This is a genomic window from Chryseobacterium vaccae (assembly GCF_009602705.1).
In the GTDB taxonomy this organism is placed as follows: Bacteria; Bacteroidota; Bacteroidia; order Flavobacteriales; family Weeksellaceae; genus Chryseobacterium; species Chryseobacterium vaccae.
This window is the reverse complement of the sequence record NZ_VSWH01000001.1, coordinates 1,754,225-1,773,974: the sequence shown is the minus strand read 5'-3', so window position 1 is coordinate 1,773,974 and position 19,750 is coordinate 1,754,225. Positions and strand designations below refer to the sequence as shown.

At 39.8% G+C, this 19,750-nt stretch carries 26 protein-coding genes; 5 read left to right on the top strand and 21 right to left on the bottom strand.

Annotated elements, in window-relative coordinates; genetic code table 11:
* The first annotated feature begins 5 nt into the window (after positions 1 to 5).
* The 4 genes from FW768_RS07980 (at position 6) to msrB (ending at position 2,489) form a co-directional block, all read left to right on the top strand.
* The gene (locus tag FW768_RS07980; RefSeq protein ID WP_153394379.1) at positions 6 to 560 is read left to right on the top strand and encodes a sigma-70 family RNA polymerase sigma factor; all 555 of its coding nucleotides are present in this window, start codon (positions 6 to 8) and stop codon (positions 558 to 560) included.
* A 13-nt stretch (positions 561 to 573) separates the two neighbouring features.
* Positions 574 to 846 (top strand): hypothetical protein, encoded by a 273-nt coding sequence (locus FW768_RS07975; protein ID WP_153394377.1) that lies wholly within the window; start codon positions 574 to 576, stop codon positions 844 to 846.
* A 79-nt stretch (positions 847 to 925) separates the two neighbouring features.
* Positions 926 to 1,372 (top strand): DUF417 family protein, encoded by a 447-nt coding sequence (locus FW768_RS07970; protein WP_153394375.1) that lies wholly within the window; start codon positions 926 to 928, stop codon positions 1,370 to 1,372.
* Between the two features lie 19 nt (positions 1,373 to 1,391).
* Complete coding sequence (gene msrB, locus FW768_RS07965) at positions 1,392 to 2,489, top strand: peptide-methionine (R)-S-oxide reductase MsrB (protein WP_153394373.1); 1,098 nt, start codon at positions 1,392 to 1,394, stop codon at positions 2,487 to 2,489.
* A gap of 385 nt (positions 2,490 to 2,874) precedes the next feature.
* On the opposite strand, the gene FW768_RS07960 is transcribed toward msrB, so the two are convergent.
* From FW768_RS07960 to FW768_RS07875, 18 genes are all read right to left on the bottom strand, one after another.
* Entirely contained in the window at positions 2,875 to 3,216 is a 342-nt protein-coding gene (locus FW768_RS07960; protein WP_153394371.1) for an LPXTG cell wall anchor domain-containing protein, read from the bottom strand.
* 20 nt (positions 3,217 to 3,236) lie between these two features.
* Positions 3,237 to 5,501, bottom strand: a complete 2,265-nt coding sequence (locus tag FW768_RS07955) for a hypothetical protein (RefSeq protein ID WP_153394369.1) — start codon at positions 5,499 to 5,501, stop codon at positions 3,237 to 3,239.
* A 37-nt stretch (positions 5,502 to 5,538) separates the two neighbouring features.
* Positions 5,539 to 7,560: a hypothetical protein gene (locus tag FW768_RS07950; protein WP_153394367.1), complete on the bottom strand. Its 2,022-nt coding sequence runs from the start codon at positions 7,558 to 7,560 to the stop codon at positions 5,539 to 5,541.
* A gap of 132 nt (positions 7,561 to 7,692) precedes the next feature.
* Positions 7,693 to 8,511, bottom strand: coding sequence for a phage baseplate protein (locus FW768_RS07945; protein ID WP_153394365.1), 819 nt, complete (start codon positions 8,509 to 8,511; stop codon positions 7,693 to 7,695).
* Positions 8,501 to 9,040, bottom strand: coding sequence for a hypothetical protein (locus FW768_RS07940; RefSeq protein ID WP_153394363.1), 540 nt, complete (start codon positions 9,038 to 9,040; stop codon positions 8,501 to 8,503). The genes FW768_RS07945 and FW768_RS07940 overlap by 11 nt, the downstream gene beginning before the upstream one ends.
* 1 nt (position 9,041) lies before the next feature.
* Entirely contained in the window at positions 9,042 to 9,941 is a 900-nt protein-coding gene (locus tag FW768_RS07935) for a nucleotidyltransferase (RefSeq protein WP_153394361.1), read from the bottom strand.
* 1 nt (position 9,942) lies between these two features.
* A complete protein-coding gene (locus FW768_RS07930; RefSeq protein WP_153394359.1) occupies positions 9,943 to 10,242 on the bottom strand; it encodes a hypothetical protein in 300 nt (99 codons plus the stop codon).
* A complete protein-coding gene (locus tag FW768_RS07925) occupies positions 10,232 to 10,525 on the bottom strand; it encodes a hypothetical protein (RefSeq protein ID WP_153394357.1) in 294 nt (97 codons plus the stop codon). The genes FW768_RS07930 and FW768_RS07925 overlap by 11 nt, the downstream gene beginning before the upstream one ends.
* 1 nt (position 10,526) lies before the next feature.
* A complete protein-coding gene (locus FW768_RS07920) occupies positions 10,527 to 10,751 on the bottom strand; it encodes a hypothetical protein (protein ID WP_153394355.1) in 225 nt (74 codons plus the stop codon).
* Positions 10,748 to 11,239 carry a hypothetical protein gene (locus FW768_RS07915; protein WP_153394353.1) on the bottom strand — a complete coding sequence of 164 codons (492 nt, stop codon included), beginning with the start codon at positions 11,237 to 11,239 and terminating at the stop codon, positions 10,748 to 10,750. The genes FW768_RS07920 and FW768_RS07915 overlap by 4 nt, the downstream gene beginning before the upstream one ends.
* On the bottom strand, positions 11,239 to 12,237 hold the full coding sequence (locus FW768_RS07910; protein ID WP_153394351.1) for a hypothetical protein: 999 nt from the start codon (positions 12,235 to 12,237) through the stop codon (positions 11,239 to 11,241). The genes FW768_RS07915 and FW768_RS07910 overlap by 1 nt, the downstream gene beginning before the upstream one ends.
* Positions 12,218 to 12,850: a DUF6046 domain-containing protein gene (locus tag FW768_RS07905; RefSeq protein ID WP_153394349.1), complete on the bottom strand. Its 633-nt coding sequence runs from the start codon at positions 12,848 to 12,850 to the stop codon at positions 12,218 to 12,220. The genes FW768_RS07910 and FW768_RS07905 overlap by 20 nt, the downstream gene beginning before the upstream one ends.
* 1 nt (position 12,851) lies before the next feature.
* Complete coding sequence (locus FW768_RS07900; RefSeq protein ID WP_153394347.1) at positions 12,852 to 14,687, bottom strand: hypothetical protein; 1,836 nt, start codon at positions 14,685 to 14,687, stop codon at positions 12,852 to 12,854.
* Positions 14,688 to 14,868: 181 nt separating this feature from the next.
* Positions 14,869 to 15,276 (bottom strand): hypothetical protein, encoded by a 408-nt coding sequence (locus tag FW768_RS07895; protein ID WP_062696610.1) that lies wholly within the window; start codon positions 15,274 to 15,276, stop codon positions 14,869 to 14,871.
* 18 nt (positions 15,277 to 15,294) lie between these two features.
* Entirely contained in the window at positions 15,295 to 15,732 is a 438-nt protein-coding gene (locus FW768_RS07890) for a hypothetical protein (RefSeq protein WP_153394345.1), read from the bottom strand.
* A gap of 8 nt (positions 15,733 to 15,740) precedes the next feature.
* A complete protein-coding gene (locus tag FW768_RS07885) occupies positions 15,741 to 16,901 on the bottom strand; it encodes a DUF2586 family protein (RefSeq protein ID WP_153394343.1) in 1,161 nt (386 codons plus the stop codon).
* An 86-nt stretch (positions 16,902 to 16,987) separates the two neighbouring features.
* Positions 16,988 to 17,509, bottom strand: a complete 522-nt coding sequence (locus tag FW768_RS07880; RefSeq protein WP_153394341.1) for a hypothetical protein — start codon at positions 17,507 to 17,509, stop codon at positions 16,988 to 16,990.
* A 1-nt stretch (position 17,510) separates the two neighbouring features.
* On the bottom strand, positions 17,511 to 17,969 hold the full coding sequence (locus tag FW768_RS07875) for a CHAP domain-containing protein (protein WP_153394339.1): 459 nt from the start codon (positions 17,967 to 17,969) through the stop codon (positions 17,511 to 17,513).
* Between the two features lie 220 nt (positions 17,970 to 18,189).
* Between FW768_RS07875 and FW768_RS07870 the strand changes: the two genes are divergently transcribed.
* Positions 18,190 to 18,729, top strand: coding sequence for a hypothetical protein (locus tag FW768_RS07870; RefSeq protein WP_153394337.1), 540 nt, complete (start codon positions 18,190 to 18,192; stop codon positions 18,727 to 18,729).
* Positions 18,730 to 18,732: 3 nt separating this feature from the next.
* Here the strand turns inward: FW768_RS07870 and FW768_RS07865 are convergent, their stop codons facing one another.
* The 3 genes from FW768_RS07865 to FW768_RS07855 form a co-directional block, all read right to left on the bottom strand.
* On the bottom strand, positions 18,733 to 18,936 hold the full coding sequence (locus tag FW768_RS07865; RefSeq protein ID WP_062696604.1) for a hypothetical protein: 204 nt from the start codon (positions 18,934 to 18,936) through the stop codon (positions 18,733 to 18,735).
* Between the two features lie 85 nt (positions 18,937 to 19,021).
* Positions 19,022 to 19,306, bottom strand: coding sequence for a hypothetical protein (locus FW768_RS07860; protein ID WP_153394335.1), 285 nt, complete (start codon positions 19,304 to 19,306; stop codon positions 19,022 to 19,024).
* Positions 19,307 to 19,418: 112 nt separating this feature from the next.
* Entirely contained in the window at positions 19,419 to 19,748 is a 330-nt protein-coding gene (locus tag FW768_RS07855; RefSeq protein ID WP_153394333.1) for a hypothetical protein, read from the bottom strand.
* Between the last annotated feature and the right edge of the window lie 2 nt (positions 19,749 to 19,750).

Below are 19,750 nucleotides of genomic sequence, written 5' to 3'. Positions count from 1 at the left end.
TAAAAATGACGAAAGATGAAGTGCTCAGAAACTGGATAGACCAATATTCCGGACCACTTTTGAAGAAGGCCTTCTATCTGCTATCCAATAAAGAGGATGCTCAGGATATGGTTCAGGACGTTTTTTTGGCTGCATTTTCGTCCTATGATTCTTTTGAGGGGAGAAGTCAGCCAATAACCTGGCTTATGGCTATCCTGAACAGAAAAGCTGCTGATTTTTATCGCAAAAAGTATAAATCAGAACCGCAGATCAGCCTGGATCATTTTTTTGATGAAACAGGTTCTTGGAGGAATGACGGAGTTTTAAATGACTGGAATGTTTCAGGTCAGGAACCTGAACTTCTGGATGCCCAAGATTTTAATGAAATACTGGAAAGTTGTATTGATAATTTACCCGCCAGGTGGAAGATTCCGCTGAAAATGTATTATCTTCAGGAAAAAAAAGCCCCCGAGGTAAGTCAGGAATTACAAATTTCTACGACTAATTTGTGGAAGATCCTTCAAAGAAGCAGAATGCAGTTGAGAGAATGTCTGGATCTGAACTGGTTTGCCAACTTATAACCATACTTGAAACATGTTGAGAAAATTTATTCATATTTTGTTCCTTCCATGCAGTACCGCTACGATGCTGATGGAGAAAAGAAATGCGCGGACCATTTCCCGAAAGGAAAACTGGCAGCTTTCTATGCACCTGAAGATCTGTAAATGGTGCAGGGCTTATGAATCGAAACTTAAGATTTTAGATGATATTTTAAAAAGAAAGCTGGCTCAGAAAGAAAGTGATGAAATAAATGATTCTGAAATTCAGTATTTTAAAGAAAAAGTTCTTAAAAATTTAGATCTTTAGAAAAATAATTGTCAGGATTCTGAATCTGTTCCGACTATACTTTTGAAAATAATAAAGTATCATTCAAAATCCTAAAAATATGAACGGAACATCACAATTCAACAGTCAATCTGTAACGTATCAGACAGGTTATTATATTTCTCTTTTCGGGGCATCGCTTATATTGCTCTGGATCGGAATTTTTAAGTTTACTCCTACAGAAGCCGCCGCTATCAAACCTTTGGTTGAAAACCATTTTCTTAGTTTTTTCGTATATGATATTATGAGCGTTCAGGCAGTGTCAAACACTATCGGAATAATAGAAATTATCATTGCCCTATTATTGATATTTAGTGTGAAATTTGCATTGTTACGTAAGTATGCAGGCATTGGAATGACCGTAACTTTCCTGATTACATTAAGTTATCTGTTTACCACACCGGGTATATGGAAAACAGTGGACGGAGTTCCTGTCACGGATTTCTTTATTCTGAAGGATCTGGTTCTTTTAGGATTTGGCCTGATGATTATAAGCAATAAACAATAAAATGGATAAAAAGAAAAAAATGAAAAATATATTGATTGTCCTCGGAATTATTCTGGGGGTTGCAGTTTTTGCTGCAGGATCCGGGTTTTTTAACAACAGAAAGCCCAAAGTAGTAATGAAAGAGAAAGAAAATCAGGAAATTATGGATAATAAAAATGTCAGAGAGATTTATTTTGCCGGAGGATGTTTCTGGGGTACCGAACACTTTTTTCAACAGATTCGAGGAGTGGTAGGAACGGAGGTAGGCTATGCCAACGGAAATACCAAAAATCCAACGTATGAGGAAGTGGTAAGCCATACCACAGGTTTTGCAGAAACTGTAAAAGTAAAATATGATCCCGAGCAGGTAGATCTTAAGTTGCTCATTGATTTGTATTTTAAAACCATTGATCCTACCAGTAAAGATCAACAGGGTAATGACAGAGGAAACCAATACAGAACCGGAATTTACTTTACCGACAAAGCTGATGAAGCTGTGGTAAAAGATGAGGTTCAGAAGCTGGCTAAAAATTACAGTAAACCTATTTTGGTAGAAACAATTTCTTTGAAAAATTTCTACAAAGCAGAAGATTATCACCAGGATTATCTGGATAAAAATCCGGGTGGATACTGCCATATTGAACCAGGACTTTTTGAAATGGCTAAAAAAGCCAATCCGCTTCCAAAAGCAAAATACCAGAAGCAGGATAAAAAGGCTTTGAAAGGAAAATTAACCGCAGAACAGTATAATGTGACCCAGGAAAACGGAACGGAGAGACCCTTCCAGAACGAATACTGGAATGAAACCCGTGAAGGAATCTATGTAGACATTACTACCGGAGAACCTTTATTTATTTCTACGGATAAGTTTGAATCAGGATGCGGATGGCCAAGCTTCTCTAAACCAATAACCAAAAAGCTGATTGATGAAAAACTAGACCGTTCTCACGGAATGGACAGGGTAGAGGTAAGGAGTAAAACCGGAGATGCTCATTTGGGACATGTTTTCACAGATGGTCCTGCGGATAAAGGCGGTCTCCGTTATTGTATCAACAGTGCTTCCCTGAAGTTTATTCCAAAAGCTGAAATGGAGCAGAAAGGGTACGGGGAATATCTGCCTTTGCTGGATAAAAAGTAATAGAAAATAAATGAAAAGTGGAAGGGTGAATTTTAGGATTCATCCTTTTTTTGTTTTTAATTTCTTTTGTCTTGAAATCGAAGATTCGACGTAGCCAAACAAAAGAAACAAAAATTCAAGACCTGGAATTCTCTGCTAAAAATGATCCTGTTCACTAAAATGTAGACGGGATATGGACAGGAATTTTTCCTGTCCTGTGTTAAGCCGTCTCTTCGGGACTGTGTTTGTTTACGGACGGCAATACCAGATGCCGGAAATGATTTTCCAAATGTCTTTTTTTTCAGAGAAAAAGATTGGGTTGTTTTTAATTCATATAACCAAAAAACACCCTTTCGGGTGTCTCATGGCAGTATTACTAAAAAAATTACAGGATATTTTTAATAATTCAATTTTCTTTAAGTTTTGATCTCAGTTTGGCATTCTCAGTTTTTAGCTGATCGTTGATGCGTTTCTGTATGTTTATTTCTTCTTCCAGCAGCTTGATTTTTCTTTCTGCCAGATTTGAAAATTCTTTAAATTTTACTTCGTAACGCCCGGCAAGATCGTCAAGGGCATCTTTGTAGAGCTTGACCAGTTTGTCGGCGTTTTCTATTTCTTTTCCTTCATTGTCGGCATCCATTCCAGCGACTTCGGCATTCATTTTCTTTTTTCCGAAAACGAATCCTGCCAGGCCTGTAGCCAGAAGTCCTAAAAAGGTGCTTAAATGTTCGGTTAGTATTTCTTTCATATAATATTATTTATTTGTTGTTAGCTCATTGCGGTGTAAAGGCGGATTTCCATGAGACCTACATTCCCAGAAATTCCTATTGGACGGAAATCAAGCATTCTGAAAATATCCAGGGAAATGGTTCTTGCATCTAAAGATTTGGTACGACAGCTTACAAGATCTTTATCAAAATTGTTTATTTTACTGTCGAGCCACCAGTTTCCGTAATGCTCTTCTTTAAAGGTTCCGAGGTATTTGCCTTCTGAATCTTGTTTCCACTCGATATCACCAATTGTATTCTCAAGAGTAAGGAATACAGGGTCAAAATTTCCGTTGTCAGTAAATTGAATAAGGGCGGTGTATACTTTGTAAGGTCTTGCATATTCATATTCAAGTTTCTCCTCTACCCATTGTTTCTGAACAAAAGAGTTAGGCTCATAGTTGTAACCATAATAGTCTGCTCCTAATAATCCGGGGCCTCTTAGATCAGATTTTACATCAATATGGGAATTACTGCTGTCAATATCAATAGATTTGAAACCATTTGACATGGAGGCTTTAGAAGCGGTGACTGAAACATTTGAATTTTGCGTGGTCATTGAAATGAGTCCATCATTAACATTAATTACTGAAGGGCCACAGTATAACATTCCTATGGATTCATTTGAAAATTCAAGAGAACCATTAATTGGTCTCCCCGGAATCGTACCTGTTAACGGGATATAATTTACTTTATCTTCAGTTCCGAATGTACCATCCGGTCTTGCTACGATATTTTTGGTATAGGAAGCATCTGCTGCAGGCATTCTCAATACCTGTAAGCTGGTATCAAACCTCAGCCATCTGTCTGCAAAGTTTCCTTCAATGAAGTGGGTTTTGTAGTAATTATTATCTTTTGCAGTGAAGTTATTGATAATGAATTTATTGTACTGCTGTCCATTCAATTCCAGGTTGGATCCGATAATAATACTATTTTCACCCCAGACTCCCATAGGATGTCCGGTGGTATTGGCTCCGATGACAATGTTGGAGGACCATTTGCCGCTTCCTCCTTTACCCCAGTTCAGGCCGGCCTGATAACCCAGGAAGGTATTATTATTTCCTTTGATATTACATCCGGTCCATTTTCCGAGCATGGTGTTTCCTGAACCACCTTCAATGCCATATCCTGCTGATACCCCTATTAAGGTATTATCGTCACCGGTGGTAAGTCCTTTCGCTGAATCAAGTCCCAGGGCAACGTTGGCTCCTCCTGTGGTAAGACCCTGTGCCGCAAAATGCCCTATTGCCGTGTTGGATGAACCATCAGTAATGGCTGGCATATTATTATACCCAATGGCAATATTGTATACTCCGGTATGGGCAGGATTGATATTTCCAAAGGAAAATGAATAGGTTGCCGGATTGGCTCTTAAAACGGCATCTTTACCAGGTTGCCCGGTTCCTTCTGTTTCTTCAGTGAAGGAAATTCCTTTGGGAGCATAATTGTTACGGTTCATCACTGATGTCAGTGTTTCAGCGGTAGCAAGTACTGTAGAAGTAACCCCCTCTCTTCTTTCAATATGGTAAATACCGTCTGTTAACGGTTTATCCACTTTGCTGTCTAAACGCTCCGGCAGTCCTTTTACCATTGATATGGATACCGTAGAAACTCCTGTATTGAGATAGTTGTTAACATTCTTTTTATCGCCTCCTATATAGAAATACAGGGTGTATTGAGGTTCAGGGATTAGAACCGGATCGGGACCGTTTTCTCTTATTTCCGGATAGTGCGGGATGGCAATGATATCACTTTCTTCATACTGATAAGCATCAGAACTGTTGATAAAGTCATCAAGGGTTTCTTCTGCTGCTTTAAAGATTCTGGTCAATGCCAGTGCTTCCAGTTTATCAGCGGTAATTTTTCCTTCAGTGTTTACATAATCATCAATCATCATGAACTGGTCTTTTGACTGGGTCTTTGTATACACGTTCCCGATAAGCGGATCACTGTCTACTGTGGCAACATTCTCGGGAAGTTCACCTACATTTAAAGCTGTTTTCCATGCCTGTTTATCGGAATCGGAAAGGTTGGATGCGTTTCTTTTAGCTAAAAACGCGGCATGTGCTTCAGGGTCTGAAAGGTGAAGTTCATATACCGATTTATCTACTTTATTTTGCAACAGATTTTCAAGACCTGTCACTTTGCTGGTTGGTATAGATTCATCTTTGTGCCAGAATGAAGACCATGAAGCCTGGAACTGTTCCTGAGTAGGGAAGTCTCCGGTTTCAAAGTAGCTGTATATAGTATTTAATGGGATTGACATAATTTTTATAATTGAATAATGATCTTATATATTTTGCTTAAAATGTAAAAGCCTGAACAACAGATCCGCTAATGGTTTTCTGTTTTGAACTGTTTGATGCAGTTAGTGATAAGGAAACTGCTTCTGTTGTAGATGTAATGGACTGAATGATGGAGGTACTGCCTACGGTTACAAACTGAGTATAAACATTTCCTTGTCTCATGATAATAATATTGGCATTGAGAACTGCAGCACCCGGCTCAATTTTGGTAGTAAGGGATGAAGTATTATTCCAAACCAATACAGATTCGTAGCCGCCACTTCTGAAACTTGAACCTATTACTCTTAAAAATGAATTATCTGCTAAGGTTAAAGGGATACTTTTTTGAATTAAACCCAGGTAACCATAAAAATCATACGCCTCATTGACGGTAGCAGGACCCACTGTTGAAAGAGCCATATTCATTTCCATATAAAAGTTGGTGTTGGCTTCAAAAACAATATCACTTTTAGCACTTGCTACAATAACATTGGGTTCGTAAGCATACGCTTTATTGTTGGGGCTTGAATTATACTTGAACAATCCTCCGTTCATGTTAAATATATTTCCTTCCTGTTCCGGTGTATACGATTTGGTTTCCCATTTAAGCCCGCTGATGTCAATATTGTTGATGGTATCCACAACATTGATGGAGCCTGTCGTTCTATGTACCTGGACCGTTGGATTAGTTGTTCTTATGACCAGATTATACTTATTGCCGGACTGTAGAGAATCACCATACACAGAAACAATCATCGATAATCCGTTGGCAAAAGTCTGGAATCCTAAACATTCAATTTCGCCTGTTCCGATAGCATTTCCGGCCGGTATAAATTTAATGGAAGTAAATGCCGGATTGACATTGAGGTTTAATCCCTGCAACACAAAGTATCTGACAATATGATCATTTTTAATAACAGGAGGAGTGAGCCCATATACATTCAGATTTCCGTTGGAGTATTGGTTATTCCAATCGATTCCAAATTGTTCTTTCTGAACTTTGGTGAGCTTTGCAGGCAATTTCAAAAATTCAGACGGCAGATCTTCATTGGTTAAAATGGTCTTTTTGATTCCCACACTGTTTGTGAATAAAAGGCTTCTGTTGAAGGCGGTAATCTGATTATTGACCGTTTCATTATTGTCCTCTAAAATATACCCTGTACTTCGCACTCTTCCCGTTAAATGCAACTGTTCAGCAGGGGTTGTTAATCCTATTCCAAGCTTACCGGCATTATGGAAAACACCTGATTCTTTAAAATCAGTTCCGTTCCAGTACAGAAGGTAGTTGGAGGCAGGGTTGACTGCTTTCCAGGTGACTGCTCCGTTCAGAAGAGAAGCGATATAGTTTCCTGAAGCAGTGGGCTTGTCCATTTTGGTGTTCAGGACATTCTGTAAGCCTTCCACCATTCCTATGGTTACATTGGATAAGCCGGTTGGAAGGTAGTTTTCAACGTTTGTTTTTTCACCGCCGATATAAAAATACAGGGTATATTTCCAGTCTGCAGAAGGGATTGCAATAAGATCGCTTTCTTCATACTGGTAGAGATGAGAATTATTGACAAAATCCTGAAGGGAATATTCATTTACCTTAAAAATCCTAGTCAGTGCCAATGATTCCAGTTTATCCGCGGTAATCTTTCCGTCATTGTTTACATAGTCATCAATCATCATGAATAAATCTTTAGATTGAGATTTTGTATATACATTTCCGATAAGCGGATCACTGTCTACTGTAGCAATATTGTCCGGAAGCTGTCCCACATCCAGGGCTGTTTTCCATGCTTCTTTATCTGCATCGGAAAGATTGGCTGCATTTTTTTTAGCTAAAACCGCTGCGTGGGCTTCCGGATCGGAAAGATGCAGCTCATACACGGATTTATCTACTTTATTCTGTAGTGTATTGGTAAGGTTGGTGACCTTGTCTGCAGGGATGGAATCATCTTTATGCCAAAACGATGACCATGCTGCCTGGAACTGTTCCTGTGTAGGAAAGTCTCCGGTTTCAAAATAGCTGAATATCTGGTTTAAAGGTATTTTCATTGTTCAGTTGAATTATAGTCAAAAGGTTTACTGATCTTAAAGATGATCCGGAAATACTTTCTTGTTAAAAACATATTTCCTGTCAGGTAAAATATACTTTTGTACAGGTTTTAAAGGGTAATTGATGTTGGATTACTGGAAGTTCGGTTCTATGTAGATAGCGATTCTGGATGGCTGGATGTTGTTGTGAGGCTGGTTCCCTCCGGTTTCAGAGGTACTTCTGTTACCATCTACCAGCGTTCCTCCTGTGCCGCTGGCTCCTCTGCTTCCTATAGTCCAATAGTGTTGGTGCGAGTGTCTCGGCATCTGATCAATGGTTAATGTATGGGTTTTTGAACCTATTTCGCCACCCAGATTCTGGAATTCAAATTCGGCAGGATTCCAGCCTACAATGGTTTTTCCTCTGAAATCCAGACATTCTTTCCAGCCTGCAGGAATTTCAGCGACAGGTTTTCTCCATGCTATGACAATACCTCCGTTGATGAAAGGTGCGGTTTTCTGCTCCAGTTTTGCAATTCTTGCCGTTAATGCAGAAACATCTATCTGGGTCGCAGTATTATTGACTTTGATCTGGATGTTTTTAAGGGTTTCCAGCTTTACAAATTCAGACCAGTTATAGCTTACAGTACCAGTACCAAATTTTACCGTTCTTTTTTCGATTAATGTTTTGGGAAACTGGTCTTCAAATATTTTTGAAATGTTTTCTGTGTGTACATATACGGTAGCGGTAGGGGAGTAAAGCCCTCCTTCAAAATAATAAAGCTTACCTTCTATGGCTACAATGCCCGGGTTTACACTGGCTCCTATAACATCACATCCCGACAGGATTGTTTTGTCTCCGGCAAGATCTCCCAATGCTTCAAAGATTTCATAAGCCTCTTCAATGGTGGCCATCAGGTCATTGGTTAAAGGCACACCGCCTGTTTGTAAAAATTTGAAATTATATTTCATTTGGATATTCTTTTGTTTTTATTTGATATCTTTTAGAAGGCAGTTTGTAAAAGTCTATATCTGCTTTCAGCTGATCTATATTAATTAATGAGACATTCGGATTTTCAGCATTTACCGGTATTTCTACGATAAAATCATACTCGCTGTACAGTTCTGCTTCTGTCCAGAGGTACAGGGGTCTTTCGTCTCCGAAAAGCCATTTCCTCTTCGGGTCATTTACACTTAGATTATTGGTTTCTCCTTCAGTGTAAACATAAACACCATCATGCTGGACCGCTTTTATGATTTTGATCCGATTTTTTGCCCGGTCATGGTTGTAATTCAGAATACTTTGAAGTGAAAACTTCTGATAGTTGTACTTCATTTTTCTGATATTGTCTTTTCTCTCCCTTCCGAATTCTATATACAGTTCTTCGATATAAAAGATTAAGACAGACATTAAGTTCAGGACCGATCCTGTTCTCCAGAATGTAAAAAGCCACCAGTTGGCAAGCCTTTTAAAATTGATATTAAATAAGTTATCATTCATATTATTGTGCTTGATAATTAAGATATTCAATACCGCTCCAGTCTTCCTGCTGGGTATCCGGGTCTTTTAGGGTAAAGCTTCCTGAGCTTGGAATTCTGCTGATCTCTATCGGCTGGAAATTTCCGTATCCCGGTGCTCCGGCTTCTATCCATCTGCTTGATACTTCTTTGTTTAACAGATCCGTAACTCCTTCTACGGCTAAAATGGCAGCTTCAAGTTTCTGAACACTCAGCTCTCCATTGAAGGGTAGGTTCTTTAAAAACCTTTTGATAGCGTCCTGAACCGGAAATCTGGAGGTGCGGATACTCATCCCATTCTGCAGAAGAACGCCCGGATTATAGCAGATTTTAAACTGCAGTCTTAAGATGTCCGGTTTGTAATTCACAATAACAATATTGTCTCCGGCAGCCTGAATTTCTTCGATATAGGCGGTAAAAGCGTCTTTGATTTCGTTACTCACCGGAACGATTTCTTCATTTTCTTCGGTAGCAATTTTCATGGAGATCTTGGAGCTGTTGGGCGCTTTCGTTACGGCCACATATTTGATGACTTTTGACTGGTCAATTTCTTCCTGGCTGGCTACCACATCGTTTCCGCTGGCATTCTCATACGTCGGGGAGAACTGATCGCTGTCCGGAAGCAGGCTGAAACCATATTGAAATCTCAGCGCCTGGTTCCTGTACCATCTTAATGTGGGAACTTTCTGTTCCTGGATCAGGGTTCCAATTTCTTTGAGGTGAAGTTTACAGGCTTCCTGAAAATTCCAGATCACAAAGCCTACAGTTTCAAATATTTTGGTCCAGAAAGAGGTTCTGGAAGATGTATTGAGGCCCTGCAGACCCGGATTTTCATTTTTAAGCTGTAAAATCTGATTAATTATTTCCTGAAGTGTTTTATTCATCTTAACTTACTTTAAAGGTGTTTCCTATTTGCATGTAACCAATTCCTTTTAAGGATGGGAACTGGTTTTCCTGTTCTAATGTTGTCCCTGTTGCGGGCTTTATCATTCTTGATGTGTAATAGTTGGTTACATCAATATTTTTTTCTAATTTATCCGGAATAATAAGTTGTGTTCCGGAAGTCAGAAGATCGGAAACAGCTCTTCCGTTGGCTATGGCAATATCAAAACATTTCTGAACGTCTCCTGTATACTGTATTGAGATATCTAAAATTGACTGCCTGTTTAATACTTTAATCTCCATAATCTGCTTCTATATCTATTTCAAGGTTTTCATCAATTTTTATCTTCTGTACATTCATTCCGTCGGCAAAGAATTCCTGGCGGATCTCTCTGGCCAGTTCATCAGGAGCAGCATGTTCCAGGTACCTTCTTGCCCCGACTCCGTTTTTAGGGAAAAGCTTGATTTCTCCTTTATCTGCTAAAAGCAGGGCTTTCTGGTGTTCATAAGTGCTTTCACCAAAAGCGAAGTCTCCTTCTGCAAACTGCAGTTCAAAATTTTTATCTAAAAGAATATCTACTGGCATATTATGTTATGTTTCCTGTTCCTGTTCCGGTTTGGGCGGTTGCCGTTCCCGTTGTGTTTACGATTACTTTTACCTGTCCGGCTTCTACAAATTTTTTTATTGCTTCGGCCATTTTCTGGGCAATTCTGGTTCTTGATGCTCCTGCATCATTCTGTTCAGCGGACTCTTTTTCCATAATTTTGAGCAGGTCGCTGATAAGTATTGGTTCTGCTGCGCTTAAACTCATTTTAAAAGGGATTTAAATTCATTTCTAAGGTTTTCAAAATCCGCAAGGTTGATCAGATTGATGGTAGGACCGTAGTTGGTGGTGAACGCCATCTTCTGGATGGCATCAAAAAGCTTATCCACGAGCTTGGCGAAGTTTTTTCCGTTGGCTTCCATGTGAATCCTGTCGGTCAGTTCAAGGCTGGTGTTTCCTGTTGTCCAGTAGAATTTCTCTACTTCATCACAGGCAATCACCATCCAGTCATCATCATCTTCCACTCTTACGGCCAGCACATAGCTTCCTACTTTTGGGATCTGGATAAAGCTTTTATTGCCGGTAAGCACCGGGCGGAGCCTTACATCCATATATTCCTGGCCGTCTTCATCAATCAGAATGCATATTGCCTTTCCTTCATCTACCGATTTTACCTGTGCAATATTGCTTACCGCCGGAGCGTGTGAGCTTGCGATCTGTTTTAAACCTTCTCTTATATATTCTGGTGTTGCCATTATTTCTGCATTAAAAATCCTAATGTTACCGTCTGTCTTCCTCCTGATGCCCCAAACTCACCGCTTACGCTTTCAATAAAGTATTCACCGGTTTTGTCGGGATACATTCCTCCTTCAAGCTCCAGAACCATTCCTTTTACGGCATAAGGTTCTAGGAAGAGGGTGATATTTCCTTCATAGCCTTTGTAATTTTCCTTGGTCTGTAAACGGTTGGCAATCTGCTTTAAAAACTGGGCAGGAATTCCGGCTTTTACTTTCAGGCTTTTCTCGCTGGTTGGTTTCTCCTGGTCAGATTTTGTTTTGTTTACTTCTCCTTTGTCATTTTTCTCTTTGATGACAATCCGGGTACTTTTATCGACTTTCTTTTGCTGGAATTCATCGTCTTTTACCGTATTCCAGCCTATTCTCGCCTTTATCCTTTCCTGTACTTTCCCGTAAAGGGTTCCTACGAAGATTTCGTTCATATTGAAATAGACCGCGAGCTTGCATTCGTCTTTCAGCCATTCCAGTACTTTAATTCCGTTGACGTTTTTGAATCTTACATTCTTCAGCGGAATATCCGGTATCTCTTTGGAAACAACGATGTCTGTTTTTTTAGTAAGGTCTTCCAGCAGCTTTTTGACGGTTACGGAACTGTAGGATTCGCTGAACATGGTCTCATACAGCTGGTATCCATACCCTTCGCATTCTATTTTCACGGGAATTCCCATGTTGACTCTCTTCACAAAGCCTTCGAAGCGTTTTTTATTGGCTTTATTATAACCTAAATAGACACTTACTTTATCACCTTCCTTGAAAGCATAACCCATTCTATCACTGCTTGTACGCTCTTTGTTGAGGTCCTGGGTCTGTACTTTATCGTTTTTCAGATAACTGATACGGGGAAGTTCAATTGTACATGAGTCAATAAAAGATCCTACTTCGCTTTTCCAGGTTACCTTACTGGCTTTTACATTTTTTTCATCTGCAATAGAGATGTTACTGGTTAGTGTTAGCATTTTTCTTTGGTACTTCTAAGTCTTTTACATCTGCAATAAAATCACTCTCGCAGGTAAGGTTAAACGGTCTTATCCAATGCGTTTTTCCCTGTGTTTCCAGGAATTCCAGAGAGGTAATCGCTACACGGCAGCTTTTATCTAAAAACATTTCCGGGTATCCTCCGTGAAGGGTTACAGGAAGGTCTGTTTCAAAAATAGCTTTGAGCTTTTCAATATCATCTTCCGGAACTTTCCTGCTTTTATCAATCAGAAAACCTCTGATGGTGAACTTGTAATCATCAATATTGAACATTTCCTTTACAGTTCCTTTCCTTTCACTTACGGCAGTTTTCACAATGGTCTTGCTGAGGTTTACCGCAACAGTACAGGCATCTATAGTGAGGGAACCGCCAATATTTCCATTGATTCTGAATTCAACAGGAAACCAGATATCCTTGCCATACGCTCCCTCTTTGTTGAAAGGAATATCTTTTTTGCTGTTATGAATCTTATTCCTGTTGCTGTTTTGTGAAATTCTGATATTTTCTGTATCCCCGACGGAACCCGGAATGTTGAATGGGGCCCTTGAAAAATAGGATTTATATAAATTTTGTAAATCAAAAACTGTCTGCATCTTACATTACTTTTGCTCCGTTATATAGAACACGTCCAAGGCATTCCATTACTATACTTTCTAACTGGTCGGATGTTTCTCCGGAATTCAGAGTGTTGAACTGAATGGTATCGAAGAATTTACCCAACGTGATATTGATGGTTTTCTGCCCTCCTCCGGAAACGGTTTCTCCGGTTTCTCTGGATTTGGCAGCATTGTCTCTTCTGGTGTCCTCACTTCTGTTGATTGTTGGTCTTCCTGCTGCGGTAAGATCTGTTTTTGCCGGCCCTTTCGATGTCATAAAACCTTTTACCTGAGCATCTGTTGCTTTCATCCCATTGGCAAGGTCTGCACTGGCTTTGATCTCATTGGTTTTGGTAACTTTGATTTCTTTTCCGGTGATCAGTTCTTTCGCCCATCGGTAAGCGCTTTCAATCCCATTCAGAATAGGTGTCAGGACGTTATTCCAAACCCATTTGAGTGCTTCTGCCAGCCATCCTACAGCCTTCAGGACAACTCCTAAGATTCCATACACGGCAGCGAAGACATCTTTGATCATTTCACTGTTTGCGATCCAGGTAATAAGTCCTGAAACAATACTCCAGACAGCATCAAAAACACTTCCCAGTGTATTCCAGACAATAGAGAAATATTCCTGAATTGTTGCCACAAACCCTCCCCAGGCATTGGTTTCACCTCCGAGATTTAGGATGAAATCCAGAGCTGAGCCCAGGCTTCCCACGATAGTGTCAATGTAGGGCTGTACCAATGTCATTAAAGGTTCAAAACCTTTTACCAGGTTAACTCCTATATCCAATACACGCGATATGAGAGGCATGAAAGCGGTTCCGATTTCTGTAAGCATGCTGGTAGACGTTTTTTTGATCATGTCTAATTTCCCTTCTACCGTATTGCTCTGGGATTCAAGGCCGCCTTCGAACATTCCTCCTTTTCCTTTGGCGTCAGCAAGCGACTTTGATAACATATCATAAGTGATATTCATTCCTTTCAGCTGCTCAATGCTTTTACCTGTGGAAGATGATAGTGCTCCGTATATATCGATACCTGCAGCTCCGAACTTTTTAAGCTGGTCGCTGGATGCTACACCTTCACTTTTGATTTCTTTCATCTGTTCAGAAAGGCTCACAAGTTCACTGCCTCCACCACCTGCTGCACTTACAGCGTTAGCAAGGTTCATTACTTCCTCTCTGGCACGTTTGGCATCTCCGTCTACAGAAATAAGGGCTTTGTTGGCTTCTAATAATGTAGTCATATCGTATGCCGTATTATTAGAATCGGAATTGATGTTTTTATAAGCGGCGGTAGCGCCTCCTTTTCCTAAAAGACCGGAAAGTCCGGCAACATCTTTTTCTTTCTGCATTGCTCCGGAAATTGCTGCTGAAGCACCACTTTTGAGAAGGTTTAGTGCGGCATCACCCACTAGTTTGAGCCCACCTCCCAAAGCTCCCATGGCACCGCTGAGGAAACCTCCGCCTCCGCCACTTTGTGATGCATCTGGTGCAGATGCAGCTGCTGAAGATGCAGATGAACCTGGTACTCCCAGCTTTATCTTCATGTAGTCTTTAAACTTGTTGTAATTTGACGAGATAGAATCCCGGACTTTTCCATACACATCTTTGATCCCATCAATCAGATTGAAATTTGCGATTTTATTAAAAGCATTATTTACATTTTGTTTTATTCTGCTAAAACCGGCCGCGATATCATTGGTGACGGTTGTTATAGCTTTTCCTATATCTGCTTTTGTAAAAAAAGTATGTGCGAAGCTGTTTAACTGCGATCCAAGGATGGTATTTATATTATCAATAAAATTTGATAAACTAGTAAGATTGTTCATAATTTAAAATTTTCTTTCGCCTTGTTTTTTCCAAATTTCTAAGGCTATTCCGGTGCGATAGAAAAACTTTTCATCACCCCAATTCTTTAATGCATCGGCTCCAAACTGCATACTTCCAAAAACAATCAGGAACTCTATTCCTTCGGTCTTTTTATCAGAGAATGAATTCCGACCTGCTTCACTAAGCGCGAAAAAAGTCGGCCTTCTTGCTCTCCAGAATGTTGTTCATCTGTAAGAACACGGCGATGAAGCAGTCTTCATCTTCAATCAGCTGATAATCTCCTTCAATCCAAAGCTGTTCTACGATCATCGCTACAGCTTTACTCATTCCGTTGGAACCAATAGCCGTAAGATAATCACCCAGATCATCTGCTTTAGGCGGTCTTAGAACAGCAAGGAAGTCATCCACCTTCAAATAAATAAGGTCTCTGTTGCCGTACTCTTTTTTCCACTCATCAAGCTTTTTAGCAGTGTATCTTGCCTCAAAAGGGCTAAGGTCTTTTACTACACTTTTCTTGGTTTCCTGGGTCTTTTTTTCTTCTTTAGATTTTCTGTTATTGAAAATTTCCTGTAATTTTTCGTTTGCCATTTTATTTTGTTTTATTGATTATACAATTCTTCTGCTCATTGCGATGTACGGAAGGGTAACTTCTCTGTTTTTAGCCCCTTGTTCCATTTCGAAACCATCTTCTGTGAACTGAACTCCTGAAGTAACAATGGTTGTTCCTTTGTCAGAAGCTTTTTTCTTGTAAGAAATTGTGATTACGATAAGTTCGTGAGGAACCTCAGTGATATCATCGTAACCTGCGTCTCTTGCCGCTTTGTTCAATGCATCTGCTTCGAAACCTAAAAGTTTGATGTTTCCGTCGTATTTAGCATTCCCTTTCGAAATATCAATAGGCTCGTTTCCTGAACCGTAGATATGTTCTGATTCAACAGTCTTTTTTGTACTGAAACCTCTAAGTCCTTTGATTACCTTTGATAACACCTTCACTTCAAAATGAGCCCATGCGCATTCTGATGATGTAATATTAATATTAGCCATGTTTTAAATTAAATTGTTTTTGTTAAACCCATGTTCAGTACAATCCAGGTCATATAGCCTAACGGTTGGATCTGAATTTGTTTTTCAAGGGTGTTTGTGTTGATTAAATCCTGGTCTAACGGGACCAATACTTCCGCTCCGCTGATCTGTCCTGCCATGTTGTTCAATAGCTGGGCTCTTGTAAGCTCTTCCAGGTAAACAGCATCTGCTTCATTTAGTCTTCCGTCTGCAGCCATTCTGATGGAAGATTCCAGGAATGGAGTATCTGTAGCGGTAGAAATTCTCTGTGCTTTGTCAATCAGTCTTCCGTGAACCAATGTTCTGAAGTCATCTGAACCAGCCATTTTATCTACACTGAAATAATAACCTGCAGCTCCTTCTCTGGTGTGGAAAGTAATGAAACCTGCCTCGGTAAGCAGATCTAATTTTTCAACCGGAATACTGTCTACTTTGTCTTCTCCGATATACGCTTCTGTAATGCTTAGTGCTCCGTTCTGTCCGTCTCCGATTTTTACGTGAGCAGGATATTTACAAGCTCTTGCCAGAACCAAAGCTACAGATGCAGAACCGTCATCTTTTGATCCTCCAAGAACCACTCCTGCAAATGTATTGTTCGCAGATTTCGGCTCAAAAACAGGAGTTGCAGAGGCATCTTTTACTCTCCCTTCAATTAAAAACCTTACCGGTCTGTTGATGGACTGCTGGTACTGAGCTAATATTTTAGAAGCTAATAACGCTTTCTCAACGTCTTTGTCTAAAAATCCTGCAGGAGAAACGTAAGATGCATCCGGCTTTCTGCAAACTCCTACTAAGTTTACTCTACCATTGGAAGCGGTAAGAAGTTTTTTTACGCCTGCTTCGTTGGTGCTTTTAACGGCGTCTTCCATTGTTGTTGCGGCTGGTGTTCCTAAGATCCACAGCTCCTGGCTTCCCCCAAGCTCCTGATAAAATTCATTGATTGCCTGAAACAAGAACGGTTCGTCCTGTTCAGTGTACCCTTTGGTTTTAGCGTCTTCCGGTGAGTAAACAGTCTTTACATGACCAATATTGGTTTCTTTGTAAGCTGTTCCCACGATTCCTGCAACGCCGTCGATTACCTGAATCTGACGTAGTAAGTTGCCTGAAGCCACATTCGCTTTTACTTTTGGTGTTCCATTTCCTTGTGACATTTTTTACTTATTTTTTAAAAAGTTGTTGTACATATTTTTTGAATCAGAAATCCTTTTTCTGTTCATTTTTTATTTTTAAATGGTATTTACATGATCTTTTTCCATCTGATGATGAGGACAAGAGCGAACAGGGCGAGTACACCAAGAAAGATTCTTCCGAGCCATAGCTGTGTTTCCTGAAACCATGACAAAGCCTTTTCTTTGTATATAGGTTTTTCAATGTAAATTGGTGTTTTCTCGTGTTCTTTGATATAGGTTTCCCGCCATGTTTTAAATGACTCTTGTGCCTGTTTATAGCATTCTACCGATAATTTTCCTTCATTAATGGATACTTTCGGTGTCAGCAGGCCGCTTCCGGAGGTATTTCCGTTACGGCTTATATTTTTATTGAATTCAGATTCTTTCAGAACCGGCTTTCCGTTGATGCATTCTATCAGCGCGTGATAATAGGTGCTGTCTGCTTCTGTTCTGAAAATGGTGTCTTTAACCACAGTTACCACTTCTTTCGTGTTTTCGATGATCACCGGTTCCTGAGGTTTCCTGTTAAGGCAGGAAACCTGAACCAGCGAAACAAAAAATAACGATATGAAGAACATGAATTGTTTCATTCTAATATTGTATATATCCTTTGATGGATGTTAATGTTCTTTTTCTTCTGCAGACCTTAATGCCTTCGCGGCTTCCGTTGTCATTCGTATTTCCTTCTATAGTGTAGATATATTGGGAGTCGAACTTTTCAACGAAACCTGTGTGGCCCAGGCCTTTTCCAAAGTCCATGATAAATACTGATCCAACAGAAGGCTTTGAGGATTTCTTTTCTCTGGGAGCGTTATTCCATGCGTATAAAACTCCGCCTGTTCTTATGGCTGTATTGGTGGTTTTATTCTGTCTTGCAGCTTCATTGAAGCACCAGTACACAAAAGCCATACACCAGCTTGCCGGGAAATTAATTCCCACTGAGGCCAGATAGGTTTTAACAGGGATTCCCCAATTTGATCCCTGAGGTTTTTCCTCTTGTCCTATTTGGGTAATAGCGACTTTTAATGCGGTTGCAGATAGTGAATCCATATTAATAATTAAGTGTTGTGTTTGTTTTGTGAGTACAAATTTCTAACATCCTGCAACGGTTTGAAAATAAGAGTGCAAGGATTGCACAACTTTTTTAAAATGCCCTGTTTAAAGCTCAATTTTGTACTGTGAAATAGTGTAGACGGGAAGAAAATATAACCTGTTTAAATGAAACTATTCCATAACAGAAACTAATTTGATAAACTATAATTTACTACTTATGGAAGAATATTTTTATGTACAGTTATTATTAGACCTTCAGGAAAGAATTGCCCAGGAGGTTCCGGAGATTCAGCATATCGATCAGCAGCTGGGACAGCTTGCCAATGGTATACAGAGCACGGTAACTTATCCTGCTTTATTTATTGATTTTCCGGAGGCCATGTATGATGTGGATTTCCCCGAAGCATCTTATTCCGATATGTCAGCAAACGGGCAATTGGGAAATGTTCCGGTATCTTTTCAGCTCGTGTCGAATGATGAATTTCCGACATGGCACGGGATTCCGGTTGAAGAAAGGAAAAAAGGGTTTGATTTTTTAAGAATCGAGCAGAAGCTGTATCAAGCGCTTCAGGGCTGGAGCAAAGATTATTTCTCACCATTTTCAAGAACGATGGTGAAAAGTACAAGCAAGCAACACGCTGGGTTTAAAGTAAGAGAACTGATCTTTACGACGCAGTATGAGGATGTATCGGCCAATCCTGAAGAAACGCTGGCGGAAATCAAACGTTATCATTTTGCCAGGCTGGAAGATAATTAGAATTTAGAATAAGGTAAGCTGGGTTTCCTCTTTGGGAATCACCATTCCTTTGATGTTCATCCATTGCCTGTAGGAGAGGTGAATGTTGTATTTCGGGAAAGTATGCCTTACGATTTTGGTATCCGGAACATCGGCGTGCTTATGTGCATTATAAACACTTATAATGTACCGGGCACGTTTGATGTAATTTTTATTGTTGTAAGACATAAGGCAAAAATAAAGGGTCTTTTTGTACAAGTCAAGCCGATTTTCGGTCACAAAAAAAGCTATGGATGCCCATAGCTTTTGGTATTTAGAGTAACGGAGGCTTCTTTTGGAACTCCTTTAGGGCCACACTTTTTAAAGTGTTCAAAACGGTTGGATCTTGTCTGTTTATCAGTGCATAAGTCTCATACTGAGGGTAATCCCTTAGTTCTGTACTTATTTCCAGAGTGATTATTGTGTATCCTTTCTTTTCAAGGGCTTCTTTTACTTCGGTACTGCTGTACCAGTGACCGTTTATTTTGATCATGTTATTGAATTTAAAGGTTAAATGGCTGGATGCTGGAAGCTGGATGGAGGAAGTTATGAAAGTCATAAAAGAATAACTTTTCAGTTTTATCTTGACCGTCTGTAATGATAACTAAAAATAACTTCCAGTCTCCCTCTTCCGGCTTTCATCCAGCTTAGATCAGGTTATTGAAAGCTTTTTACTGCAACTGCCTGTGAAGTTCATTTTTCATCATCAGGACCGCGTTGGTTTCATAACTTCCGAAATCGTCCGGAAAGTAGATCTCATATTCCTTCAGGAAATGCCAGAGGGCATCGGCTTTATAATAAGGAAGCTTAATGATGAAAGATCTGTCTTTCTGTCTTGTTTTTACAGCTTTCTGCAGCAGTTGGGTTCTGAGCTCCATGCAGATGGAGATGCTGCTTTTCAGATTCCTGGGCTGAGTGTTGATGTTCAGCATATCCAGGATCTGCATGCTGCTGTTGAGAACGCTGAGCTTACTGTTATCTAAGGATAGAAGAAGTTTCATTT